The organism is Streptomyces sp. NPDC002125 (assembly GCF_053593715.1).
Map to the genome: position 1 here is coordinate 12,453 of NZ_JBSFDD010000021.1, position 23,739 is coordinate 36,191.

The 23,739-nt window shown below is 73.2% G+C and carries 25 protein-coding genes and 1 riboswitch; of the genes, 13 read left to right on the forward strand and 12 right to left on the reverse strand.

Annotation, left to right across the window (positions count from 1 at the left end; all coding sequences use genetic code 11):
* The first annotated feature begins 88 nt into the window (after positions 1 to 88).
* On the forward strand, positions 89 to 1,882 hold the full coding sequence (locus tag ACWCQM_RS28955; protein ID WP_450918056.1) for a glycoside hydrolase family 15 protein: 1,794 nt from the start codon (positions 89 to 91) through the stop codon (positions 1,880 to 1,882).
* 4 nt (positions 1,883 to 1,886) lie between these two features.
* Entirely contained in the window at positions 1,887 to 2,642 is a 756-nt protein-coding gene (locus tag ACWCQM_RS28960) for an SDR family oxidoreductase (RefSeq protein ID WP_450918057.1), read from the forward strand.
* A 24-nt stretch (positions 2,643 to 2,666) separates the two neighbouring features.
* Here ACWCQM_RS28960 and amaP read toward each other — a convergent pair whose 3' ends face one another.
* From amaP to ACWCQM_RS28985, 5 genes are read right to left on the reverse strand one after another with little or no spacing between them, the layout of a single operon-like run.
* Complete coding sequence (gene amaP, locus ACWCQM_RS28965; RefSeq protein WP_450918058.1) at positions 2,667 to 3,245, reverse strand: alkaline shock response membrane anchor protein AmaP; 579 nt, start codon at positions 3,243 to 3,245, stop codon at positions 2,667 to 2,669.
* Between the two features lie 4 nt (positions 3,246 to 3,249).
* Positions 3,250 to 3,936 carry a DUF6286 domain-containing protein gene (locus ACWCQM_RS28970; RefSeq protein WP_450918059.1) on the reverse strand — a complete coding sequence of 229 codons (687 nt, stop codon included), beginning with the start codon at positions 3,934 to 3,936 and terminating at the stop codon, positions 3,250 to 3,252.
* Positions 3,933 to 4,286, reverse strand: a complete 354-nt coding sequence (locus ACWCQM_RS28975; protein WP_450918060.1) for a hypothetical protein — start codon at positions 4,284 to 4,286, stop codon at positions 3,933 to 3,935. Before ACWCQM_RS28975 ends, ACWCQM_RS28970 begins: the two co-directional genes overlap by 4 nt.
* Complete coding sequence (locus ACWCQM_RS28980; RefSeq protein ID WP_031099868.1) at positions 4,283 to 4,474, reverse strand: hypothetical protein; 192 nt, start codon at positions 4,472 to 4,474, stop codon at positions 4,283 to 4,285. The genes ACWCQM_RS28975 and ACWCQM_RS28980 overlap by 4 nt, the downstream gene beginning before the upstream one ends.
* Positions 4,475 to 4,506: 32 nt before the next feature.
* Positions 4,507 to 5,001, reverse strand: coding sequence for an Asp23/Gls24 family envelope stress response protein (locus ACWCQM_RS28985; protein ID WP_450918061.1), 495 nt, complete (start codon positions 4,999 to 5,001; stop codon positions 4,507 to 4,509).
* Between the two features lie 93 nt (positions 5,002 to 5,094).
* On the opposite strand from ACWCQM_RS28985, the gene ACWCQM_RS28990 reads away from it, so the two are divergent.
* Entirely contained in the window at positions 5,095 to 5,793 is a 699-nt protein-coding gene (locus tag ACWCQM_RS28990) for a hypothetical protein (RefSeq protein WP_450918062.1), read from the forward strand.
* Positions 5,794 to 5,846: 53 nt separating this feature from the next.
* Here the strand turns inward: ACWCQM_RS28990 and ACWCQM_RS28995 are convergent, their stop codons facing one another.
* Both ACWCQM_RS28995 and ACWCQM_RS29000 read right to left on the reverse strand, forming a co-directional pair.
* On the reverse strand, positions 5,847 to 6,638 hold the full coding sequence (locus ACWCQM_RS28995) for an enoyl-CoA hydratase/isomerase family protein (protein ID WP_073747921.1): 792 nt from the start codon (positions 6,636 to 6,638) through the stop codon (positions 5,847 to 5,849).
* 150 nt (positions 6,639 to 6,788) lie between these two features.
* On the reverse strand, positions 6,789 to 7,010 hold the full coding sequence (locus ACWCQM_RS29000) for a helix-turn-helix domain-containing protein (protein ID WP_006123601.1): 222 nt from the start codon (positions 7,008 to 7,010) through the stop codon (positions 6,789 to 6,791).
* Positions 7,011 to 7,152: 142 nt separating this feature from the next.
* Between ACWCQM_RS29000 and ACWCQM_RS29005 the strand changes: the two genes are divergently transcribed.
* A complete protein-coding gene (locus ACWCQM_RS29005) occupies positions 7,153 to 7,290 on the forward strand; it encodes a hypothetical protein (RefSeq protein ID WP_450918063.1) in 138 nt (45 codons plus the stop codon).
* 135 nt (positions 7,291 to 7,425) lie between these two features.
* Here the strand turns inward: ACWCQM_RS29005 and ACWCQM_RS29010 are convergent, their stop codons facing one another.
* Positions 7,426 to 9,024, reverse strand: coding sequence for an ABC-F family ATP-binding cassette domain-containing protein (locus tag ACWCQM_RS29010; protein WP_267076445.1), 1,599 nt, complete (start codon positions 9,022 to 9,024; stop codon positions 7,426 to 7,428).
* 250 nt (positions 9,025 to 9,274) lie between these two features.
* On the opposite strand from ACWCQM_RS29010, the gene ypfJ reads away from it, so the two are divergent.
* Both ypfJ and ACWCQM_RS29020 read left to right on the forward strand, forming a co-directional pair.
* The gene (gene ypfJ, locus ACWCQM_RS29015; protein WP_450918064.1) at positions 9,275 to 10,162 is read left to right on the forward strand and encodes a KPN_02809 family neutral zinc metallopeptidase; all 888 of its coding nucleotides are present in this window, start codon (positions 9,275 to 9,277) and stop codon (positions 10,160 to 10,162) included.
* A gap of 74 nt (positions 10,163 to 10,236) precedes the next feature.
* Positions 10,237 to 10,647 (forward strand): VOC family protein, encoded by a 411-nt coding sequence (locus ACWCQM_RS29020; protein ID WP_450918065.1) that lies wholly within the window; start codon positions 10,237 to 10,239, stop codon positions 10,645 to 10,647.
* Positions 10,648 to 10,669: 22 nt separating this feature from the next.
* On the opposite strand, the gene ACWCQM_RS29025 is transcribed toward ACWCQM_RS29020, so the two are convergent.
* The 3 genes from ACWCQM_RS29025 to ACWCQM_RS29035 form a co-directional block, all read right to left on the reverse strand.
* Entirely contained in the window at positions 10,670 to 11,968 is a 1,299-nt protein-coding gene (locus tag ACWCQM_RS29025) for a hypothetical protein (RefSeq protein WP_450918153.1), read from the reverse strand.
* A 185-nt stretch (positions 11,969 to 12,153) separates the two neighbouring features.
* Positions 12,154 to 13,302 carry an alpha/beta hydrolase family protein gene (locus tag ACWCQM_RS29030; RefSeq protein WP_450918066.1) on the reverse strand — a complete coding sequence of 383 codons (1,149 nt, stop codon included), beginning with the start codon at positions 13,300 to 13,302 and terminating at the stop codon, positions 12,154 to 12,156.
* 164 nt (positions 13,303 to 13,466) lie between these two features.
* Complete coding sequence (locus ACWCQM_RS29035) at positions 13,467 to 14,126, reverse strand: class II aldolase/adducin family protein (protein ID WP_450918067.1); 660 nt, start codon at positions 14,124 to 14,126, stop codon at positions 13,467 to 13,469.
* A gap of 307 nt (positions 14,127 to 14,433) precedes the next feature.
* Between ACWCQM_RS29035 and ACWCQM_RS29040 the strand changes: the two genes are divergently transcribed.
* From ACWCQM_RS29040 to ACWCQM_RS29070, 7 genes are all read left to right on the forward strand, one after another.
* Complete coding sequence (locus ACWCQM_RS29040) at positions 14,434 to 15,696, forward strand: anion permease (protein WP_450918068.1); 1,263 nt, start codon at positions 14,434 to 14,436, stop codon at positions 15,694 to 15,696.
* 12 nt (positions 15,697 to 15,708) lie between these two features.
* Positions 15,709 to 15,930: a hypothetical protein gene (locus ACWCQM_RS29045; RefSeq protein WP_450918069.1), complete on the forward strand. Its 222-nt coding sequence runs from the start codon at positions 15,709 to 15,711 to the stop codon at positions 15,928 to 15,930.
* A 187-nt stretch (positions 15,931 to 16,117) separates the two neighbouring features.
* Positions 16,118 to 16,246, forward strand: a riboswitch (cobalamin riboswitch).
* A 132-nt stretch (positions 16,247 to 16,378) separates the two neighbouring features.
* On the forward strand, positions 16,379 to 17,323 hold the full coding sequence (locus ACWCQM_RS29050) for a cobalamin biosynthesis protein (protein WP_450918070.1): 945 nt from the start codon (positions 16,379 to 16,381) through the stop codon (positions 17,321 to 17,323).
* Positions 17,320 to 18,900: a cobyric acid synthase gene (locus tag ACWCQM_RS29055; RefSeq protein WP_450918071.1), complete on the forward strand. Its 1,581-nt coding sequence runs from the start codon at positions 17,320 to 17,322 to the stop codon at positions 18,898 to 18,900. The genes ACWCQM_RS29050 and ACWCQM_RS29055 overlap by 4 nt, the downstream gene beginning before the upstream one ends.
* The gene (locus ACWCQM_RS29060; RefSeq protein ID WP_450918072.1) at positions 18,897 to 20,918 is read left to right on the forward strand and encodes a putative cobaltochelatase; all 2,022 of its coding nucleotides are present in this window, start codon (positions 18,897 to 18,899) and stop codon (positions 20,916 to 20,918) included. The genes ACWCQM_RS29055 and ACWCQM_RS29060 overlap by 4 nt, the downstream gene beginning before the upstream one ends.
* Complete coding sequence (gene cobO, locus ACWCQM_RS29065) at positions 20,918 to 21,517, forward strand: cob(I)yrinic acid a,c-diamide adenosyltransferase (RefSeq protein ID WP_450918073.1); 600 nt, start codon at positions 20,918 to 20,920, stop codon at positions 21,515 to 21,517. The genes ACWCQM_RS29060 and cobO overlap by 1 nt, the downstream gene beginning before the upstream one ends.
* Positions 21,511 to 22,857: a cobyrinate a,c-diamide synthase gene (locus tag ACWCQM_RS29070; RefSeq protein WP_450918074.1), complete on the forward strand. Its 1,347-nt coding sequence runs from the start codon at positions 21,511 to 21,513 to the stop codon at positions 22,855 to 22,857. The genes cobO and ACWCQM_RS29070 overlap by 7 nt, the downstream gene beginning before the upstream one ends.
* Positions 22,858 to 22,967: 110 nt before the next feature.
* On the opposite strand, the gene ACWCQM_RS29075 is transcribed toward ACWCQM_RS29070, so the two are convergent.
* Positions 22,968 to 23,690: a ZIP family metal transporter gene (locus tag ACWCQM_RS29075; protein ID WP_450918075.1), complete on the reverse strand. Its 723-nt coding sequence runs from the start codon at positions 23,688 to 23,690 to the stop codon at positions 22,968 to 22,970.
* Positions 23,691 to 23,739: the final 49 nt, after the last annotated feature.

The window sequence follows — 23,739 nt, forward strand, 5'->3', positions numbered from 1 at the left end:
CCTGGGGAGTGCCCTCAGGGCCCTGCACCAGGCTGTTCGAACCGGGTTCGCTGCTTAGCGGGGCCCAGGTTCGGGAAGACGCCAGAGCGTGACCCCACGCATCGAGGACTACGCCCTCATCGGTGATCTCCAGACGGCCGCCCTGGTCGGCAGGAACGGTTCTGTCGACTGGCTGTGCCTGCCGCGCTTCGACTCGGGCGCCTGCTTCGCGGCCCTGCTCGGCGACGAGGACAACGGGCACTGGCGCATCGCCCCCCAGGGCACGCACAGCACGGAGAACTGCACCCGTCGCGCCTACGTGGACGACTCCCTGGTCCTGGAGACCTTCTGGGAGACCAGGACCGGCACGGTCAAGGTCATCGATTTCATGCCGCAGCGCGACAAGGCGCCCGACGTCATGCGGATCGTCGAGGGCGTCAGCGGCACCGTCGACATGAGCTCCGTCCTGCGGCTGCGGTTCGACTTCGGCTCCGTGGTGCCCTGGATGCGCCGCTCGCACGGCCACCGGGTGGCGGTGGCGGGCCCGGACTCCGTCTGGCTGCGCAGCGAACCGCCGGTCAAGACGTGGGGCCAGCAGTTCAGCACCTGCTCCTCCTTCACGGTCACCGAGGGCGAGTCCGTGGCGTTCGTCCTCACCTGGCACCCCTCGCACTCCCCCCGCCCGAAGCTGATCGATCCTCACAAGGCGCTGAAGCACACCCTCACCGACTGGGCGAAGTGGGCGGCGCGCTGCACCTACCAGGGCAGGCACCGGGAAGCGGTGCTCCGCTCCCTGATCACCCTGAAGGCGCTCACCTACGCCCCGACCGGCGGGATCGTGGCGGCCCTCACCACCTCGCTGCCGGAGGAGATCGGCGGCGTACGGAACTGGGACTACCGCTACTGCTGGCTGCGGGACTCCACCCTCACCCTGGGCGCCATGGTCTCGGCCGGATACCTCCAGGAGGCGGCGGCGTGGCGCGACTGGCTGCTGCGCGCGGTGGCCGGTGACCCCGCGGACCTCCAGATCATGTACGGGCTCGGGGGCGAGCGCAGACTGCCCGAGACGGAACTGCCCTGGCTGCGGGGTTACGAGAACTCCCTGCCGGTCCGCACGGGCAACGCGGCGGTGCGGCAGCTGCAGCTCGATGTGTACGGCGAGGTCATCGACTCGCTCAGGCTGGCCCGCGACGCCGGGCTCGACGACAAGCCGCACGCCTGGAACCTCCAGCTGAGCCTGCTTGGCTTCCTGGAGTCCACCTGGCGCGAGCCGGACGAGGGCCTGTGGGAGGTCCGCGGGGAGCGCCGTCACTTCGTGCACTCCAAGGTGATGGCCTGGGTCGCGGCCGACCGCGCGGTGCGGACCCTGGAGGAGAACCCCGGGCTCCCGGGCGACGCCGACCGGTGGCGGGCGATGCGGGACGCCGTGCACGCGGAGGTCTGCGAGAAGGGCTACGACCCCGTGCGCAACACCTTCACCCAGTACTACGGCTCCCACGAGCTGGACGCCTCGACGCTGCTGATCCTGCGCACCGGCTTCCTGCCGCCCGAGGACCCACGGGTCATCGGGACGGTGGACGCGGTACGCGACGAGCTCGCCCACGACGGTCTGATCCGCCGCTACAGCACCGAGGGCGCGTCGGTGGACGGTCTCCCCGGCAACGAGGGTGCCTTCATCGCCTGCTCGTTCTGGCTGGTCGACGCCCTGCTGCGGACGGGCCGCAGGGACGAGGCCGAGGAGCTCTTCGGCCGGCTGCTGGAGCTGCGCAACGACGTGGGGCTGCTGGCCGAGGAGTACGACTCGGCCGCCGGCCGCCAGCTCGGCAACTACCCGCAGGCGTTCAGCCACATCGGCCTGGTGAACAGCGCGGTCGACCTCGCCGGTGAGGACTTGGCAGGATAGGGCCATGGATCTTGGACTGAAGGACCGTGTGTACATCGTCACCGGGGCGACCCGCGGGCTGGGCAACGCCACCGCGCGCGCCCTCGCCGCCGACGGGGCGAAGGTGATCGTCTCCGGCCGTGACGAGAAGAGCGCCACGGAGGCGGCGGCGGAGCTGGGCCCGGACGCGGTCGGCATCGCCGCGGACAACGCCGACCCGCTGGCCGCCCGCCGGCTGGTGGACGCCGCGAGGGACCACTTCGGCAGGTTGGACGGCATCCTCATCAGCGTGGGCGGCCCCGCGCCGGGCTTCCTCGCCGACAACACGGACGACCAGTGGCAGTCCGCCTTCGAGTCGGTCTTCCTGGGCGCGGTGCGCCTCGCCCGCACGGCGGCCGAGACGCTCGGCGAGGGCGGTGTCATCGGCTTCGTCCTGTCCGGATCGGTGCACGAGCCGATCGCCGGACTGACCATCTCCAACGGGCTGCGCCCCGGCCTCGCCGGTTTCGCCAAGTCCCTCGCCGACGAGCTGGGCCCGCGCGGCATCCGGGTCGTCGGGGTGCTGCCGTCCCGGATCGACACGGACCGGGTGCGCGAGCTCGACGCCCTGTCCGGCGACGCGGAGGCCTCCCGCGCGGCGAACGAGGCCCGCATCCCGTTGCGCCGCTACGGCACCCCGGAGGAGTTCGGGAAGACCTCGGCCTTCCTGCTCTCGCCCGCCGCTTCCTATCTGACGGGCATCATGGTGCCCGTCGACGGCGGCGCCCGGCACGGTTTCTGACGCTCGCGCGCGGGCGGTCCGCCGTCAGCTCACCCGCTCCGCACGGTGCTTGACCGCCTTCAGCCGGACCTCGGCGGGCAGTTCGTCCAGCCCGGCCGAGGTCCTGGCGTTGGTCAGCGCCCCCTCGGTGAGCCCGCGCAGCGCCAGTGCCGGGGCGACGTGCGGCTCCATCAGCAGCCGGACCCGGGCCCTGGGGGCGGTGCGCTTGCCGGTCAGGGCGACCTTGGCCTCGGACACCCCGTCCAGGGCGGTGGCCTCACCGCCGAGCACGCCCTCAAGGGCCCTGCCGCGCAGCAGCGCTCCCTCTCCGTCGCCGCTGTCGACCAGCACCTCGGCGAGGCGTCCCCTGCGCAGCTGTGCGAGGAACCACCACAGCGCGAGAACGACCAGGACAGCGAGGACCGCGATGACCACCGGCCACCACCAGCCCTCGTCCCGCCACCTGAACCGGTCACCTCTGCTGAGCAGGACGTCGTCCTTGCCGTCGTAGGGCCACCAGGAGGGCACGGACACACCGAGCCCCGTCGCGAGGACGGCGCCGCCGACGACGAGCAGGACCAGGCCGGCCAGGCCGAGCAGGACCCGGTTGACGGTTCCGATCACGGGGTCACCCCTTCTTCGCCGGCCGGCTGACGTGCACGGCGAGGCCGGGCGGCCTCGCCAGGCCGAGTTCGCTGATGGCCGTGGACAGGACGGTGTCCAGGTCGGCCCTGACGTCGTCGAGTTCACGGAAGTGCGAGAGGGCCCGCACGGTCGCCTTGTGGCGGCTCAACCTCACGCGCACCGCCTGGACTCCGGCCACCTCCACCGCCCGGTCGCGCAGGACGAGGGCGGCGGCGTTCCGGTCGAGTCCGGCCCGGACTCCCGGGTGGTCGCGGCGCATCGGGAGCAGGGCGCGCAGTCCGGGGGTCAGGGCCAGCAGGAGCAGCCAGAGCCCGAGCGCCGCCGCCAGGGCCGATCCGGCGAGCACCCATACGTCGTCGAGGTGACGGCTCGCCAGGTCGTCGGCGGCCGAGCGCCGCCACTGCATGGCCGGGTGGTCGGCCCGGACCGCCGCGATGTCGTAGAGGAGGAGCCCGGTGCCGCCGAGGACGATCAGGGCGACCACCGCGGCGGGGATCCTGCGCCGGGACCAGAAGCGTCCCGCCCGGCCGCCCTTGTGGTCCGGCGCGGCGGCGGGCTCGAAGGTCGAGCCCGAGGCGGACTGGTCCATCTCGATGACGCCGCCGGCCGGGGCCGGTTCGACCGTGGGCAGGCGGCGCGTGCTGTTCTCCGGGTCCTGGGGCTCGCTCATCGGATGCTCCCCTCCGGTGCGGTGCCCGCTCCCGAGGCATGCAGCCGTTCGACCTGCACCGCCACTTCGGGCACCTCCATCCCCGCCAGGGCTCTTACCCGCTCGGCCACGCGACGACGCACCGCGCCGCACTGACGGCCGATGTCGCAGGGATAGGCGAGGTCGAGGCTGACCCTCACGCGTGCCGTGTCCCGGTGCACGGTGACGCTCGCACGCGGTGCCACGGCGCCCTTGGGCCGCTCGTCGACGGCCTCCTTGGCCGCCTGCGCGGCGATCTTGGCGACGACCCGGTCGGCGATCCGGGTCTGCCCGCGTTCGGCCGGGTCGACCCGGCCTGTCGCCGCCGTCACCGTCGCCGGTCGCCGCGCTCGCGACTCCGGAAGAAGTCGCCGGGTTCCAGGTCGCCGTCCAGGAAGCGGCCGGCGACGAAGCCGACCGCGCCCAGTGCGGCCACCAGCAGAAAGGCCCCGAAGCCGCCGAAGTAACCGGCGAAGCCGAGCGCCATGCCGGCCACCAGGCCGACCACAGCCATGCTCATCGTGTGCTCCTCAACTGCCGCGCGTGGGAGGTCTACTGGACGCGTGACTCGGATTCGTCCTCGTCGTCCTCCTCGTCGGGCAGCTTGACGTCGCTCACGGCGATGTTGACCTCGACGACCTCCAGGCCGGTCATCCGCTCGACCGCCGCGATGACGTTCTCGCGGACGTCACGCGCCACCTCGCTGATCGACACCCCGTAGTCGACGACGATCTCCAGGTCGAGGGCGGTCTGCGATTCACCGACCTCCGCCTTGACACCGCGGGTCACGGACTTGCCGCCGCCCGGGACGCGGTCGCGCACCGCTCCGAAGGTCCTGGAGAGACCGCTGCCCATGGCGTGGACACCGACGACATCGCGTGCCGCCATTCCGGCGATCTTTTCGACCACGCCGTCGGCGATGGTCGTACGGCCGCGGGTGCCCGGGGCTCCGCCGCCACGCTTGCTGAACTGGCTCTGCCTGCCGTCGTCCCCTCCTGGCACACTGCCGGGGGCCTGGGGCTGGTTCCGCTGTGGAGTCTCGCTCATCGCCGCTCTTCCCTTCGGGGCGGGTGGAACTTCCGTTGCCCACAGTAAGTGCGCTTGCCCGGTCCCGCGCCGTGGATGGGGCAGGGTGGGGCAATGACAACGGCTGACGGCCCGCACCGGGCCGAGGGATGGACCGCTGCGGTACGCCTACGGCTCGGCCTGGGCAGACTGCTTCCCCTGGGTGAGCCCGAGGACGGCTCCTGGATCGCGGAGAAGGCGGCGGCAGCGGTGCTGCGGGGTGCCGCGTCCGGTTCGGGGGCGGTGCTCGGGACGCTGAGGATCGCCCCGTCCGACGACACGCAGGAGGCGCCGGAGCCGGTGGTTCCTCCGCCGCCGAGCGCCCTGCCGCCCGGCCCGCTGCGGATCGAGGCGGGCTTCGCGGCGACGGCCAGGCGGCCACTGACCGTAACCGCCGACGCGTTGCGCGCGGCTCTGCTGACGGCGGCGGCCCAGCGGCTCGGGCTGGTGGTCGACGAGGTGGACCTGCGGGTGACGGAGCTGCTGGAGGACGAACCGGAGCCGGTCACGGCGCCACCGGCCGAGCTCCGGGCGGCGGAGCCGGACGGCGCCGCCGGGACCGCGGCGGCCGGAGTACAGGGCGTCGTCGCGCTGACCCGGGTGCTGGGCAGCCCGGTGCAGGAGGCGGACGGGCAGGTACGGGTCGAGCTCGCGACGGCGGGGGACCACAGGGCACTCGATGTGGCCCGGGCGGTGCGCGGCGCGGTGTCCGGGGCCGTGGAGGGCGGCCCGGCCGTCGCCGTGCTGGTCACGGCCGTCGTGGACCGGGAATGACGTTGCCCCTCGCCGCACGGCGAGGGGCAGGGTGTCGTGGTGCTCGGGGCAGGTCAGTCCGCGATGCCCGCGAGATCGCGAAGCCGGCGGCCCTGGGCGGCCCGCTCGGCGGTGCGCTGCTCCTCGTACGTACGCGAGACGGCGCCGCCGAGCAGCGCCTTGGTCTCGACGACCGCGTCGCGCGGGGCGGCGAGCAGTGCGGCGGCCAGGTCCCGGCCGGCCTCGTCGAGCTGGTCCGCGGGGACCACGAGGTTGGCCAGCCCGGTGCGCTCGGCCTCCTCCGCGTGGACGAAGCGGCCGGTGGCGCAGATCTCCAGCGCGCGGGCGTATCCCACGAGGTGCACCAGGGGGTGCGTGCCCGTGAGGTCCGGGACCAGACCGAGGCTGGTCTCGCGCATGGCGAACTGCACATCCTCGGCGACGATCCGCAGATCGCACGCCAGGGCGAGCTGGAAGCCGGCACCGATGGCGTGCCCCTGGACGGCCGCGATCGACACGATGTCGTTGCGGCGCCACCAGGTGAACGCCTCCTGGTACTCGGCGATGGTCGCGTCGAGCTCGGACTCCGGGCCGCGCGCCATGTCGAGGAAGGACGGCTCGCCGTCGAACCCCTCGGGGGCGAACGCCTGCCGGTCGAGGCCCGCGGAGAAGGACTTGCCCTCGCCGCGCAGCACGACGACCCTGACGCTCCCGGGGAGTGCCCGTCCGGCCTCTGCCAACGCCCGCCACAGAGCGGGAGACTGAGCGTTGCGCTTGGCCGGGTTGGTGAGCGTCACCGTGGCAACCGCGTCTTCGACGGTGAGCCGTACGCCGTCCTTGTCGAGCACAGAGTCGAGCGAGGTCATGGGGCGCCTCCGGATCGGGTGCTGTCAGCACTTACTGGCAAGTAACTGAACAGTAACCACCCGGACGACCTGACGATCGGCCGGGTGGCCACCTGGTGTTCCGGTGAGCCCCGGGGCGGGCCTGCGCCTGCCCCTGACCGCTGCCCGCCGTCAGGCCGAAGCGGCCTTCTTGCCTCGAGTCGCTCCGCCGCGTCCCCGCAGCGTGACTCCTGACTCACTGAGCATCCGGTGGACGAACCCGTAGGAGCGGCCGGTTTCCTCGGCCAGCGCCCGGATGCTCGCACCGGAGTCGTACTTCTTCTTCAGGTCTGCCGCGAGCTTGTCGCGCGCGGCGCCGGTTACCCGGCTGCCCTTCTTCAGAGTCTCGGCCACCCGTGCCTCCTCAAGGAAGTGCGCTCTGGACTCTCATGATCACCCCTCCCCGCCTTCCTGGCCACCCATTCGGCAAGGTACGTACGACGGGATTCCGCGTCCTGAGACGCTCCGACACAAGCGGAATCAAGCATTCAGAGGCGTGCCGGAGGCCCACGGAGCGAGCAGCGGGAAGAACGGCCAGGTCAGGGCCGTACGGGGCGAGAAGCCCGAAATGAGTGCGCCCGGCAGCTATCTGCCGGGCGCCGCGCCGGGGTACGAGACCCCCTCACCCAGATGATGGATCACCGATGGGCCGAATGATCCATGCGCGTTGGATCACCGGGCGCCACACCGGTTCGAGCGGGCCCGTGGACGGCCCCGAGGGGGCGCGTCCGGGACCTCCCCGGGGCGCGTCCGGGGGGCGCGTCCGGGCTCAGGCGAGGGCGACCAGGTCGCGGTAGTCCGCACCCCAGAGGTCCTCGACCCCGTCGGGCAGCAGGATGATGCGCTCCGGCTGGAGCGCCTCGACGGCGCCCTCGTCGTGGGTGACGAGGACGACCGCGCCCTTGTACGTGCGCAGGGCGCCGAGGATCTCCTCGCGGCTGGCCGGGTCGAGGTTGTTCGTCGGCTCGTCGAGCAGCAGCACGTTGGCGGAGGAGACGACCAGGGTCGCGAGGGCGAGACGGGTCTTCTCACCGCCGGAGAGCACTCCGGCCGGCTTGTCGACGTCGTCGCCGGAGAAGAGGAACGAACCGAGCGTCTTGCGGACCTCGACGAGGTCGAGGTCGGGCGCGGCGGTGCGCATGTTCTCCAGGACGGTGCGCTCCGGGTCGAGGGTCTCGTGCTCCTGGGCGTAGTAGCCGAGCTTGAGGCCGTGGCCCTCTATGATCTGGCCGGTGTCGGGCTTCTCCGCACCGCCGAGGAGCCGCAGCAGCGTGGTCTTGCCCGCGCCGTTGAGGCCGAGGATGACGACGCGGGAGCCCTTGTCGATGGCGAGGTCCACGTCGGTGAAGATCTCCAGCGACCCGTAGGACTTGGAGAGGCCCTCGGCCATCAGCGGGGTCTTGCCGCACGGGGAGGGCTCGGGGAAGCGCAGCTTGGCCACCTTGTCGGAGACCCGCACGGCCTCCAGCCCGGAGAGCAGGCGCTCGGCGCGCTTGGCCATGTTCTGGGCGGCGACGGTCTTGGTCGCCTTGGCGCGCATCTTGTCGGCCTGCGAGTTCAGCGCCGCGGCCTTCTTCTCGGCGTTCTGGCGCTCGCGCTTGCGGCGCTTCTCGTCGGCCTCGCGCTGCTGCTGGTAGAGCTTCCAGCCCATGTTGTAGATGTCGATCTGGGCGCGGTTGGCGTCGAGGTAGAACACCTTGTTGACCACGGTCTCGACGAGCTCGACGTCGTGGGAGATCACGATGAAGCCGCCGCGGTAGGACTTGAGGTAGTCCCGCAGCCAGACGATGGAGTCCGCGTCGAGGTGGTTGGTGGGCTCGTCGAGGAGCAGGGTGTCGGCGTCCGAGAAGAGGATGCGGGCGAGCTCGACACGACGGCGCTGACCACCGGAGAGCGTGTGCAGCGGCTGGCCGAGCACCCGGTCGGGCAGGCTCAGCGCGGCGGCGATGGTGGAGGCCTCGGCCTCGGCGGCGTATCCGCCCTTGGTGAGGAACTCCGTCTCCAGGCGCTCGTACTTCTTCATCGCCTTCTCTCGGGTGGCGCCCTTGCCGTTCGCCATCCGCTCCTCGTTCTCCCGCATCCTGCGCAGGATCTCGTCGAGCCCGCGGGCCGAGAGGATGCGGTCGCGCGCCAGGACCTCGAGGTCACCGGTGCGCGGGTCCTGCGGGAGATAGCCGACCTCGCCGCTCTTGGTGATGGTGCCGCCGGCCGGCGTGCCCTCCCCCGCCAGGCACTTGGTGAGGGTGGTCTTGCCCGCGCCGTTGCGGCCGACCAGGCCGATGCGGTCGCCCTTGGCGATGCGGAACGAGGCGGACTCGATAAGGATGCGGGCGCCGGCACGCAGCTCGATGCCGGAAGCGGTGATCACGGAAAAACTCCAGGGCGGTATGGACGGCGGAGGGACAGCGGGCTCACGACTCGACGCCGTCTAATGCACAAGGAGAATTGCCATGGGACTCAGTCTACTGGCGGTGTCCACCTGGTTTGCCTCATGCTCCCGCTCCGCCACCGCCACGTCCCGCCGGATGACGTGAGCGGGCATACAGGGAGCAACCATCCGATACTCGGCGCAGGGTGGCGCGCGTTCCGTTGCGCGGCCGGAGCAGAGGGTGGTGGCCATGCAGTTCGACGATGACGCCGGTCTGGACACATCCGAGGTCCGGGATGTCCGCGGCAGCAGGATTCCGGGCGGCCGGGCCACCATGGGCGGCGGCGTCATCGGCCTGATCGCGCTGGTCCTCGGGCTGCTCTTCGGTGTCGGCCCGGAACAGCTCGGCCTCTCCTCGGGCGATCCGGAGCCCGCCGCGACCTCGTCCTCGGCGGCCCAGGTCGAGCAGAGCTGCCGGACCGGCGGCGACGCGAACACGAAGGACGACTGCCGGACGGTGGCGGTGGTCAACAGCGTGCAGGACTACTGGGAGCAGGAGTTCGAGCAGAGCGGCGGAACGTACACCGGGGCCCGGACCGTCCTGTTCAGCGACCGGATCGGCACCGCGTGCGGTTCGGCGACCTCGGCGGTCGGCCCCTTCTACTGCCCCGGTGACCGGCAGGTCTATCTCGACCTGGGGTTCTTCGACGAGCTGCGGACGGCGTACGGGGCCGGCGGCGGGCCGTTCGCGGAGGCGTACGTGGTGGCGCACGAGTACGGCCACCATGTGCAGAACCAGCTGGGCACGCTGCGCAGGGCGCAGGACGGAAGGCAGGGCGCCGACAGCGCTTCCGTCAAGGTGGAGCTCCAGGCGGACTGCTATGCCGGGGTCTGGGCCAACCACGCGACGACCACGCCCTCGGAGTCCGGGCGGCCCCTGATCACGGAGCTGACCGAGGCGGACATCCGGGACGGGCTCGACGCGGCCGCGGCGGTCGGCGACGACCGCATCCAGGAGAAGTTCCAGGGGAGCGTGAACCCGGAGTCCTGGACGCACGGCTCGTCGGCGCAGCGGCGGCAGTGGTTCACCACGGGGTTCCGCACCGGGGACCCGGCCCGCTGCGACACCTTCGGCTGACGTTGTCGGTGGCCGGTGCGAGACTGAGACGCAGATCACAGAGGAACGGTGAGAGCAGGAGGAGGGTGAGCGTGATGACACGCACCGACGGCGTCCCCACGGTCTTTCCCGCGATTCTCTACGACGACGCCAAGGCCGCGATCCGGGTGCTGACCCAGGCCCTGGGTTTCAAGGAGGAAGCGGTCTACGAGGGCGAGGACGGCAGCGTGCTCCACGCCGAGCTGTCCTGCGGCGGCGGCAGGGTGATGCTCGGGTCCAAGGGGGGCGAGGGCGTCTTCGCCAGGGCGATGGAGGGCGCCGGACCCGCGGCGGTGTACGTCGTCGTGGACGAGGTGGACGAGCACCACGCGCGCGCCGTGGAGCACGGGGTGGAGATCCTCATGCCGCCCACCGACCAGGACTACGGCTCACGGGACTACATGGCCCGGGACGCGGAGGGCAACGTGTGGAGCTTCGGGACGTACGCCCCGGGGACCTCGGACTGACCGCCCCGGGGCGTACGCGCGCTCACGCCCCGCCGGTGTGCACCTGGAAGGCGGCGCGGCGTACCGCCTTGGCGAGCGCGGGGTCCGGATGCGCGGCGGCCAGGGCGACGAGCACCTGGACCGTGCGCGGGTGCCCGACGGCCCGCACCTCGTCCAGGAGCGCGGGCACCGTGCCCTGGACGGCGGAGTCGAGATGCCTGACCAGCAGCCCGGTCTCGCCGTGGTCGGCGACGGCGGCGGCGGTGTCGACCCAGAGCCAGGTGGCCTCCTCACGGCTGAGGACGTCCTGGGCGTCGTCCGGGTCGGTGCCCTCGTACTCCGCGAGCCAGAGCAGCGCGTAGGGGCGCAGGGGCGCTTCGGTGACGACGGAGCGGACGACGGGCTCGGCGGGGGCTCCGACGACGCGCAGTGCCTCGAAGGCGAGGCCGCGCAGCAGGGCGTCCTCGCCTCGGGCCACGGCCAGCAGCTCGCCCACGGCGCTGCCGACGGTCCGGGCGGCGAGCCAGGCCCGGTATTCGGCGCGGGCCGGGCCAGGGGTGAGGCGCGCGCAGCCGAGCAGCATGTCGGCGGCGGACTGCTCGATGTTGCCGGCCGGGCTCTGGGCGGCGACGCAGATCTGCTCCAGCTTGACCCAGACCGCCCAGTTGCCCAGCGGGGTGAGGGTGGCGTGGCCTGAGCCGAGCGTGAGGGCGCCGACGGAGGCGAGGCCCTCCAGGGCCCAGTCGAGCAGCAGCGCGTTCAGGTCGGCGGACTGCCCGCCGACGGGGGCGGGCTGCTCCTCGGGGCCGTACGCCACCTCGCACCGCTCCTCGTGGAGCTCCGCGACCCGCTGGCCCAGCAGGTCCAGGAGCGCGGGCACGGTGACCGGGCCCGCGGAGAGCTGGAGGAGGGAGAGCACCTGGGGTACGGCCTCGACGGCCTCCGCCACCGCCGCGGCCTCGATGCCCTCGGGCGAGGCGTGGACGAGCGACCAGGCGTCGAAGAGTGCCACCCAGCCGCGGAGCACGGCGGAGTCGTCGCGGTCCCAGGCGCGCAGCCGCCAGCCGGGGCGGGCGGTGTCGCCGTGCAGCTCGATGAGTCCGGCCAGCCTGGCCCTGTCCCAGCCGGCCAGGACCTGGGCCGGGGAGAGTTCCAGCGAGGCGGCGGCCCGCTCCAGGGCCTGGGCCGCGAGCGGGGCGGACCCGGGGCTCGTGCCGTCCGCCGCCCAGTGCGCGATCCGCACGGCGTCGGCCAGCACGGCCCTGGCCTGGCGCGCCAGTTCCGCCGGGGGTGGTGTGCCCTCGGGTGGGCGGGGGGCCGGCCTGGTGCGCCGGGTCGTCACGGCCTTACGGGCGGTCGCCTGGGGTCGCGGGCGGACAAGTCGCAGCCTGGAGTCGCGCGGGGTACGGGACGTCACGAGGAGCAGTCTTGCCTCTGACGGGCCGAAAGCCCAAACGGAAGCTGTGTCACCGGGGTTCGGGAGGCCTCGGGGCCGGGTCACCAACCGGGCCGTTCCGGCCCATCAGCTCACATCAGGGGCGTGAGGAAGCGCCGCAGCACCTCCTCGTAACCGGCGGGATCAACGTTCCACATCGCCCCATGCGGAGCCTCGGGTACCGAGTGCAGGGTCACCAGGTCGGGGCGGCGCGCGGCGAACTCCCGGGACTGCTGCCAGGGGGCCAGCGTGTCGTCGGGGCCGTGGAAGATCAGGGTCGGCGCGTGCAGGGCCGTCGGCACCGAGGTGTCCAGGAGCCGTGCCCCGTACAGACCGGTCTGCCCCTGGGCGGCCCTGACGGCGAGGGGCATCAGCGCGGAGGGGACGCCGCGGGCGGAGGCGAGGGCACGCAGGGTGGTCTTCCAGTCCAGGACCGGGGAGTCGAGGACGAGACCGCGGATGCGGTCGCGGAGCGCGGAGTTGACGGCCGCGTGCAGGGCCATCGAGGCGCCGGTCGACCAGCCGTGGACGATGACGTTCTCGGCGCCGTAACGCACGGCGTAGCGGATGGCGGCGTCGAGGTCGCGCCATTCGGACTCGCCGAGGTGGGCGAGGCCGTCCGGGGAGCGCGGGGCGCCGGGGTCGCCTCGGTAGGCGAGGTCCAGCACGGGGAGCTGCTGGCCGTGCAGGAAGCCGAGGACGTTGAGGGGGTGCTCCCGGGTGGTGCCGAGGCCGTGCACGGTGATCACCCAGGTGTCGCGCGCTCCGGGCACGAACCAGGCGGGCAGCCCTCCGAGCTCTCCGGGGATCTCGGTCTCCTTGTAGCCGAGGCCGAGGGCGGCGTACGGGTCGCCCCGGTGGAGTTCCGGGGTGAGCCGGACCCTGGCGCCCGGTTTCAGGCTGCCGAGGTTGACGCGTTCCAGCCGGCGCACGACGGTGTCGGCGGAGACGGCGGACGCGCCGGGCCCGTGCGGCTGCTGCTCGGCCACCGGGCCGACGACCGCGTGGACGTCGCGGCCCGTCAGTCCGTACGTGCCGGGGCGCAGCGCGGGGAACGAGCGGGTCAGGGTGACCTGGCCGGCCGCGGTGGCGTGCACGGTGAGGCGGCGGTCGCCGGGGAAGGGCCGTGGCGAGGGCGCCCCGAGGGCGGCGTCGCTGGCGTAGCGGCCGGCGGCGACCGCTGCCGCGCCGACGCCGAGGATCGTGGTGACGGCTGCTGCCGCCGCGGTTGCCGGGCGCACGGCTCCAGTGTCCTGGGGAGGGGCACGGGCTGCCAGTGGGCCGCGTCCGTACGGTGCGCGGCGCCGGGCTCGGCCGGGCCGGCCGTGGTGCGCGCAGGGCTCGGCCGGGCTGGCCCTGGTGCGCGCAGGGCTCGGCCGGACCGGCCCCGGTGCGCGCGCAGGGCTCAGCCGGGCTGGCCGTACCCCTTCAGGGCCTCCTGGGCCTCCGTGAACTCGGCGGGTGAGAGAAGGGTGGGGCTCAGGCCCGGCACGGAGCTCGCGGTGAGCCAGAGCCTGCACATCCATTCGAGCTGGGCGGTCCGGTCGTAGGCCTCGTCGAGGGTGTCCCCGTAGGTGACGGTGCCGTGGTTGCGGAGCAGGCAGCCGGTGCGGTCGCGCAGGGCGGCCAGCATGGTGTCGGCGAGCTCCTGGGTCCCGTAGCGGGCGTAGGGGGCGGTGCGGACGGGGCCTCCGAGCAGGGCGGCGGCGTAGTGGACGAGCGGGACCTCGGTGACGAGGGTGGAGACGGCCGTGGCGTGGACGGCGTGGGTGTGGACGACGGCCCGGGCCCCGGTGTTGCGGTAGACGGCCAGGTGGAGCGGGAGTTCGCTGGTCGGGAGCAGCTCTCCCAGCACCTGGCGGCCTTCGAGGTCGACGCCGACGGCGTCCCCCGGGCCCAGCCGGTCGTAGGGCACGCCGGTGGGGGTCACCAGCACGGTGTCGCCGACGCGGGCCGACACATTGCCCGAGGTGCCGACGACCAGACCCTCCGCCCGTGTCCTGCGGGCCGTCCCCACGACGTCGTGCCACGCCCGGGCGATCTCGTCCTGGTCTCCGTCGCTCATGCGGGCGATCCTAGGGCTGTCCTGTGACCCCCGGCGGGACAGCCCCGGGGGCGCGGTGATCCGGCGATCAGGTGATCAGGTGACCGAGGTCTCTTCGGCGGGGGGTGCCTGGCGGGCCACGGGTCCGGGTCCTGCCCCACCGGCCAGTCGCCGCACCGGCGCGGGCCCGCCGGGGCGCTCAGGAGACTCACAAGCGGAATGCGCATACACGGTTGGGGTCACCACGCCGCCCTGCTCAGTTCACCTTCCGTTCATCCAGGTTGCTTACGTTCCACGTGCCAATGACGTCGAACGATTGCCTGGGTAAATGGAACACATCACGCTGCTGCTCGCGATTGTGGTCGTGACAGCTCTCGTGTTCGATTTCACGAACGGTTTCCACGACACCGCCAACGCGATGGCCACCACCATCTCGACCGGCGCTCTCAAGCCCAAGACCGCGGTGGCCATGTCCGCCGTTCTCAACCTGGTCGGCGCGTTCCTGTCCGTGGAGGTCGCCAAGACGATCTCCGGCGGGATCATCAACGAGGACGGCCTCAGAACCGAGGTCATCTTCGCCGCACTCGTCGGCGCCATCCTGTGGAATCTCCTGACCTGGCTGGTCGGCCTCCCCTCCAGCTCCTCCCACGCACTCTTCGGCGGCCTCATCGGCGCCGCGGTCATGTCGGCCGGCTGGTCCTCGATCAACGGCGGCACCGTCGTCACGAAGGTCCTGCTGCCCGCGATCGCCGCCCCGCTCGTGGCCGGTCTGGCCGCGCTGCTGGCCACGAAGCTGACGTACCGCATCAACCGGAAGATCACCGACCCCGCGCAGCTGAAGTCGACCGCCAAGGGCTACCGCGCAGGTCAGATCGCGTCGGCGGGCCTCGTCTCGCTCGCCCACGGCACCAACGACGCGCAGAAGACCATGGGCATCATCACCCTGGCGCTGGTCACCGGCGGTGTCCTCGCCCCCGGCTCCAACCCGCCGGTCTGGGTCATCGCCTCCGCCGGTATCGCCATCGCGCTGGGCACCTACCTCGGCGGCTGGCGCATCATCCGCACCATGGGCAGCGGCCTGACCGACCTGCGCCCGCCGCAGGGCTTCGCGGCCCAGACCAGTGCGGCCACGGTCATCCTGGCCTCGTCGCACCTCGGCTTCTCCCTCTCGACCACCCAGTCCTGCTCCGGCGCGGTCATGGGCGCGGGCCTCGGACGCAAGGGGGGCGTGGTCCGCTGGTCCACCGCCACCCGGATGTTCGTCGCCTGGGGCCTGACGCTGCCGGCCGCCGGTCTGGTCGGCGCGGGCGCCGAGTTCCTGACCAAGCAGGGCCCCTGGGGTGTCGCGGTCGTCGCCGTCCTCCTCGTCGCGGGCTCCGGTGCCATCTGGCTGCTGTCGCGCCGCAAGCCGGTCGACCACACCAACGTCAACGCGACCGGGGACGAGCCCGCGGGCGTCGTCACGACCGCCATCGCGGCCGTCAGCCCGCCGCCCGTCGGCTCGGGTGTCGCGGACCTCAAGACCACCATCCACGCCCCGGCCACGACGGCCGAGACTCCGGCCGACCCGGCCCGGCCGGCCAAGGTGTAAGGACAGATCCGCATGAACATCGACTGGGCAGCCCTCGCCTCCGTCTTCGGCGTCAGCCTCGTGGTCACCGTCGCGCTGGTCGGCCTCTTCACCCTCGGCATCACGGGTCTCGCCAAGCTGGCGTCGCCGGCGCAAGGGGGCGGTTCCGCCGTCCTGGCGCGCACCGGCGCGTACGCCTGCTTCGCGCTGTGCGTGGCGGCGGTCGCGTACGGGATCTATCTGATCGTCGCCTGATCCACCGAACGGACACGCACACCGGGCCGGACACACCTCGTGTCCGGCCCGGTGTGCGTCTCAGCACACTGAAGCCCCGCAGGTCAACGGCAGGTTGACTGGTGTTCGCGGGGCATGGTGGACTGCCGGAGCCATTGAGGCCGGCCGGCCCACCCCCCGTGTGCCGGCCGGCCTTACGGCGACAGGAGAGGAAGCCGGTGCGAATCCGGCGCGGTCCCGCCACTGTCACCGGGGAGCAGCCTCCACACGGAAGTCACGGTCCGCCACCGCGGACTGGAAGGCCGGAGGACCTGCGGATCCGGAAGCCAGGAGACTCTCGTCGCCGGTCACGTCGAACCAGGGCGCGGACCCTGAGTGAGGACATACGCCATGTCTGGCTGCCCTGCGTCGGTCACCCCACCGCCACCCGCTGCGAAGGTCCTTCGAGGCGCGACGGCCGGCTGAGCGCGTGCGAGCCGACCGCATCTTCGTTTACGGCGCCGCCGCCGGCCTGATCGGCGACCTGCTGTTCGGCGATCCCCGGCGGGGCCATCCCGTCGCCGCCTTCGGGCGGGCCGCCGCGGCTGCCGAGAGCCGGCTGTGGCGCGACCACCGCGGCTGGGGCGCCCTGCACACGCTCGTCTGCGCCGGGGGCGCCGCGGGCGCTGCCGCCCTTGCCTCCCGTGCCGTGCGCGACCGTCCGGCCGCGGCCGTGGCGCTGACCGCCGCCGCCACCTGGTCCGTCGTCGGGGGTACGTCGCTGGGCCGCGAGGCCCGCGCCATCGGCGGGGCGCTGGCCGCCGGGGACATCGAGAAGGCCCGGGAGCGGCTGCCGCATCTGTGCGGCCGCGATCCGCAGGCCCTGGACGGGCACCAGATCGCCCGGGCGGTGGTGGAGTCCGTCGCCGAGAACACGTCGGACGCCGTCGTGGGGGCTCTGGTGTGGGGTGCGCTCGGCGGCGTACCCGGGCTGGTCGCCTTCCGGGCGGTCAACACGCTCGACGCCATGGTCGGGCACAAGTCGCCCCGCTACCGGCGCTACGGCTGGGCGTCGGCCCGGCTCGACGACCTCGCGGGCTGGCCCGGGGCCCGGCTCACCGCCGTGCTCGCCGTGGCCGCCGGGGGCCGCCCGCGCGAGGCGGTCCGGGCCTGGCGGGCCGACGCGGACCGGCATCCGAGCCCCAACGCGGGCCCGGTGGAGGCCGCGTTCGCGGGTGCGCTCGGCGTACGGCTGGGCGGCACCCTGGCGTACGGCGGGCGGGTCGAGCACCGGCCCGTGCTCAACGGGGAGGCCGGCCGCGAGGTGCGGGTCGAGGACATCGAACGCGCGGTGCGGCTGTCGCGCCGGGTGAGTGTGCTGGCCCTCGCCGTGTGTGCGGCGGGGCGGTCGGCCATGGGGCGGAGGGTCGGATGAGCGGCGGGCTGCTGGTGGCCGGCACCACTTCGGACGCGGGCAAGAGCGTCGTCACGGCCGGCATCTGCCGGTGGCTGGTGCGCCGGGGGGTGAAGGTCGCGCCGTTCAAGGCGCAGAACATGTCGCTGAACTCGTTCGTCACCCGCGAGGGGGCCGAGATCGGCCGCGCGCAGGCGATGCAGGCCCAGGCGGCCCGGGTGGAGCCGTCGGCGCTGATGAACCCGGTGCTGCTCAAGCCCGGAGGTGACCGCTCCAGCCAGGTCGTCCTGATGGGGAAGCCGGTCGGCGAGATGAGTGCGCGCGGCTATCACGGGGGGCGCCAGGAGGCGCTGCTGGGGACGGTCACGGACTGTCTGGAGCAGCTGCGGGGCACGTACGACGCCGTGATCTGCGAGGGGGCGGGCAGTCCGGCCGAGATCAATCTGCGGCGTACCGACATCGTGAACATGGGCATCGCGCGGGCCGCGCGCTTCCCCGTGCTGGTGGTCGGGGACATCGACAGGGGCGGGGTCTTCGCGTCGTTCTTCGGCACGACGGCGCTGCTGAGCCCCGAGGACCAGGCGCTGATCGCCGGGTACCTCGTCAACAAGTTCCGCGGTGACGTGTCGCTGCTGGAGCCCGGCCTCGACATGCTGCTCGGGCTCACCGGGCGGCGGACGTACGGGGTGCTGCCGTACGCCCACGGGCTGGGCATCGACGAGGAGGACGGGCTGCGCGTCTCGATGCGCGGGACCGTGCGGGAGTCGGTCGTGGCCCCGCCGCACGGCGAGGACGTGCTGCGGGTCGCGGTGTGCGCCGTACCGCTGATGTCGAACTTCACCGATGTGGACGCCCTGGCGGCCGAGCCGGGTGTGGTGGTGCGGTTCGTGGACCGGGCGGAGGAGCTCGCCGACGCGGACCTCGTGATCGTGCCCGGGACGCGCGGCACCGTGAAGGCGCTGGCGTGGCTGCGGGAGCGGGGCCTCGCCGGCGCGCTGGCGCGGCGGGCGGCGGCGGGGCGGCCGGTGCTGGGCATCTGCGGCGGGTTCCAGGTGCTCGGTGAGTGGATCGAGGACGAGGTGGAGTCGCGGGCCGGACTGGTCGAGGGGCTGGGACTGCTGCCCGTACGCGTCCGCTTCGGCCGGGAGAAGGTCCTGGAGAGGCCCGTCGGTTCGGCGCTGGGGGAACCGGTGGAGGGCTACGAGATCCATCACGGGGTCGCCGAGGTGCTCGGCGGCGAGCCGTTCCTGGACGGGTGCCGGGTGGGCTCGGTGTGGGGGACGCACTGGCACGGGTCGCTGGAGAGCGACGCGTTCCGGCGGGCGTTCCTGGGCGAGGTCGCGCGGGCATCGGGGCGGAGGTTCACCGCCGCTCCGGACACGAGCTTCGAGGCGCTGCGGGAGGAACAGCTCGACCGGCTGGGCGATCTGATCGAGGAACACGCGGACACGGACGCGCTGTGGCGGCTGATCGAGACCGGCGCGCCCGAGGGGCTGCCGTTCATCGCGCCGGGCGCGCCACCCGCGCCCGCGCCGCCCGCGGCCCGGACGCCCGATGCGTCCGGACCGGTTGTACATGCGACAGAGGAGGCTCCGTGAGTACGCCGTATCCCTTCACCGCCCTGGTCGGGCAGGACGATCTGCGGCTCGGGCTCCTGCTCAACGCGGTGAGTCCGGCCGTCGGCGGGGTGCTCGTGCGGGGGGAGAAGGGCACCGCCAAGTCCACCGCCGTGCGGGCGCTGGCCGCGCTCATGCCGGAGGTCGAGGTGGTGGCGGGCTGCCGGTTCTCGTGCGACCCCGCCGCGCCCGATCCGGCGTGCCCCGACGGCCCGCACGAGGCGGCACCGGGCGTGTCGCGTCCGGCGCGGACGGTGGAGCTGCCCGTCGGCGCGTCGGAGGACCGGCTCGTCGGGGCGCTCGACATCGAACGGGCGCTGTCGGAGGGCGTCAAGGCCTTCGAGCCGGGACTCCTCGCCGACGCGCACCGCGGGATCCTGTACGTGGACGAGGTCAACCTCCTCCACGACCACCTGGTGGACCTGCTGCTCGACGCGGCGGCGATGGGCGCTTCGTACGTGGAGCGCGAGGGCGTCTCCGTACGCCACGCGTCACGCTTCCTGCTGGTCGGGACGATGAACCCCGAAGAGGGCGAGCTCCGGCCGCAGTTGCTGGACCGCTTCGGCCTGACCGTCGAGGTCGCCGCCTCCCGGGACACGGATCTGCGCGTGGAGGTCGTGCGGCGGCGGCTCGCGTACGACGACGATCCGGCCGCCTTCGCCGCACGGTGGGCGGACGAGGAGGCCGCGTTGCGTGAGCGGATCACCACCGCGCGCGCCCTGCTGCCCCATGTGGTGCTCGGCGACGGCGTGTTGCGGCAGATCGCGGCGACGTGCGCGGCGTTCGAGGTCGACGGGATGCGGGCCGACATCGTGATGGCCCGCACGGCGACGGCGCTGGCCGCGTGGGCGGGGCGGGACGAGGTCGTCGCCGACGATGTGCGGCAGGCCGCGCTCCTGGCGCTCCCCCACCGGCGCAGGCGCAACCCGTTCGACGCGCCCGGGCTCGACGAGGACAAGCTGGACGAGGCCCTTCAGGACGCGGCGGACGAGCGGGGCGACGACGACCCGGACCCCGACGGGCCGGGCGGCGGGGTTCCTCCGCAGGGCGGCGGCCCCGACGCCGGCGGCCCGGAGGGCGCCGGGCCCGACACGCCGGACGCTCCCGGACACACGGAGACGGGGAGCGGCGACACGCCCGCGCCCCCGCCGGGCGGCGCCGGGGAGCGGCAGCCGGTGCGGTCGGGCGAGCCGTTCCGCACGAAGGTGCTCAGCGTGCCCGGTCTGGGCGAGGGCGCGGCCGGGCGGCGGTCCAGGGCGCGCACGGAGCACGGGCGGACCACCGGATCTCGGCGGCCCGAGGGGGCGCTGACGAAGCTGCACCTGGCGGCGACCGTGCGGGCGGCGGCGCCGCATCAGCGGGCGCGTGGCCGCGCGGGCCGGGGTCTCGTCGTACGGCGGGACGATCTGCGCCAGGCCACCCGGGAGGGGCGCGAGGGGAATCTCGTGCTGTTCGTCGTGGACGCGTCGGGTTCGATGGCGGCCAGGCAGCGGATGAGCGCGGTGAAGGGCGCCGTGATGTCGCTGCTGCTCGACGCCTACCAGCGCAGGGACAAGGTCGGTCTGGTCACCTTCAGGGGCAGGGGCGCCGAGGTGGCGCTGCCGCCGACCTCGTCGGTGGACGCGGCCGCGGCGCGGCTGGAGTCGCTGCCGACCGGCGGGCGCACCCCGCTGGCCGCAGGGCTGCTGAAGGCGCACGACGTGCTGCGGGTGGAGCGGCTGCGCGATCCGTCGCGCAGGGCGCTGCTCGTGGTGGTCACCGACGGCCGGGCGACCGGGGGCGTCGATCCGGTGGCGCTGGCGGGGCGGGCCGGGCGGCTGCACGCCTCCGAGGGCACCGCGTCCGTCGTCGTGGACTGCGAGTCGGGGATCGTACGCCTCGGTCTCGCCGCACAGTTGGCCCGGGATCTGGGGGGCAGCGCGGTCACGCTCGACGAGCTGCGCGCCGACTCGATCGCCGGGCTGGTCAAGGACTTCACTGCTGCCGGGAGGGCCGCGTAATGCCACAGGGACAGCCTGTATCGGTACCGGACGACGGGCTGACGACGCGCCAGCGGCGCAACCGTCCGCTGCTGTTCGTCCACACGGGTGTCGGCAAGGGCAAGTCGACGGCGGCCTTCGGGCTGGCGCTGCGGGCCTGGAACCAGGGCTGGCCGATCGGGGTGTTCCAGTTCGTGAAGTCGGCGAAGTGGAAGGTCGGCGAGGAGAACGCGCTGAAGGTGCTCGGGGCGAGCGGCGAGGGCGGCACCGTCGACTGGCACAAGATGGGCGAGGGCTGGTCGTGGGTCCAGAGGGACAATCAGCTGGACAACGAGGAGAAGGCCCGCGAGGGCTGGGAGCAGGTCAAGCGTGACCTGGCCGCCGAGACGTACAAGCTGTACGTGCTCGACGAGTTCGCCTATCCGATGCACTGGGGCTGGATCGACACCGACGAGGTCGTCGAGGTCATGCGTGACCGTCCCGGGACCCAGCACGTGGTCATCACGGGGCGCAACGCCCCGCAGAAACTGATCGAGGCCGCCGACCTGGTGACGGACATGTCCAAGGTCAAGCACCCGATGGACGCGGGCCAGAAGGGCCAGAGAGGCATCGAGTGGTGAGTGTTCCTCGTCTGGTCGTCGCCGCGCCGTCCTCGGGGAGCGGGAAGACCACGGTCGCGACGGGCCTGATGGCGGCACTCGCGGCTCGCGGTCTCGCGGTGTCCCCGCACAAGGTGGGGCCCGACTACATCGACCCGGGGTACCACGCGCTGGCGACCGGCAGGCCGGGGCGCAACCTCGACGCGTACATGTGCGGGACCGATCTGATCGCCCCGCTGTTCGCGCACGGCTCGGACGGCTGCGATCTGGCGGTCGTCGAAGGCGTGATGGGGCTGTACGACGGGGCGTCGGGGCAGGGCGAGCTCGCCTCGACCGCCCAGGTGTCCAAGCTGCTGCGGGCGCCGGTCGTGCTGGTGGTCGACGCGTCCTCGCAGTCCCGCTCGGTCGCCGCTCTCGTGCACGGTTTCGCCTCCTGGGACCCGGAGGTGCGGATCGGCGGGGTGATCCTGAACAAGGTGGCCTCCGACCGTCACGAGGCGCTCCTGAGGGAGGCGCTGGACGAGTCGGGGCTGCCCGTGCTCGGGGTGCTGCGGCGGGCCCCGCAGGTGGCGACGCCCTCGCGCCATCTGGGCCTCGTCCCGGTGGCCGAACGGCAGGCCGATGCCCTCGACGCCGTACGGGCGATGGGTGAGCGGGTACGGGAGGGCTGCGATCTGGACGCCCTGCTGGCACTGGCCCGTTCGGCGCCTGCCCTGCCCGACGAGGCGTGGGAGCCGGAGCACCACCCCTCGCCGGCCTCCCGGCCCGTGGTGGCCGTGGCGGGCGGCGCGGCGTTCACCTTCGCCTACGCCGAGCACGCCGAGCTGCTGACGGCGGCGGGCGCGGAGGTGGCCGTCTTCGACCCGCTGCACGACGAGAAGCTGCCCGCGGGCACGGCGGGGCTGGTCATCGGCGGCGGCTTCCCCGAGATGTACGCGCCGGAGCTGTCGGCCAACGAGCCGCTGCGCCGGGCGGTGACCTCGCTGGCCCTGTCCGGCGCACCGGTGGCCGCGGAGTGCGCGGGGCTGCTGTATCTGGCCCGTGAGCTGGACGGGCGGCCGATGTGCGGGGTGCTGGACGCCTCGGCCCGGATGTCCGAGCGGCTGACGCTCGGTTACCGGCAGGCGGTGGCGGTGACCGACAGCGTGCTGGCGGTGGCCGGGGCCCGGCTGCGCGGGCACGAGTTCCACCGCACGGTGCTGGAGCCGGGGGCCGGTGCGACGCCCGCCTGGGGCATGCATCAGCCGGAGCGGCGGGTGGAGGGCTTCGTGCAGCGGGGCGTGCACGCGAGCTATCTGCACACGCACTGGGCGGCGGCCCCCGGGGTGGCCCGGCGTTTCGTGGAGCAGTGCCGGGGGTGACGCCCGTGCGAGGGGTGGTGCGGCGGCCGGAGGTGACCGTGCCCGTGCGCGGGGTGGCGTCCTGGCCGGAGGTGACCGTGCGGGGTGTGGTGCCGTGGAGGGGAGTGGGGTCACTCCGCGATGCCGACCACCAGCCAGATGAAGCCCACGCCCGCGACGGTGCACAGCATCGTGGAGCGCGCCGGGTGTCTGTGGTGTGCTTCGGGAAGGATCTCGGCGGCGGCGAGGTAGAGCAGCGCCCCGCCGAAAAAACCGAGATAGCAGCCGAGCAGTTCCTCCGGAAGGGTGAACAGCAGGGTGGTCGCCGCGCCCACGATCGGGGCGACGGCGTCCGCGTACAGCATCAGGAGCGCCTTGCGCCGGGCGTTCCCGTAGAGGCTGGTGATCGTGTACGTGTTGAATCCGTCGGCGAAATCGTGGGTGATGACGGCGAGCGCGACGGCGGCGCCCATGCCGCCGCCGATCTGGAAGGCGGCGCCGAGCGCGATGCCGTCCATCAGGCTGTGGCCCACCATCGCGGCCGCCGCCGTCAGCCCGACCTGGGGCACCCGTTCCTCGCTCGCCCCGTGTGCCGCCTGGCGTACCGCCAGCGAACGCTCGACAAGATGGGCCGTCAGGAAGCCGCCCACGAAGAGCAGCAGGGCAGCGGGCACCCCGAAGACCGCTCCGGCCGCGGCGTCCACCGCCTCGGGCAGCAGGTCGAGCCCGACGACTCCGAGCATCAGTCCCCCGGCGAGACCGAGCACGAGGTGCCGGCGGTCGCTGACGCGCTGGGCGACCCAGCCGCCCGCCAGGGTCATCAGGAACGCGCCGAGCGCGACGAATACCGCCATGGGCCCTTGCTAGCGGATTGACCCCGCTTCCCGCACCTCTGGCGCCCCT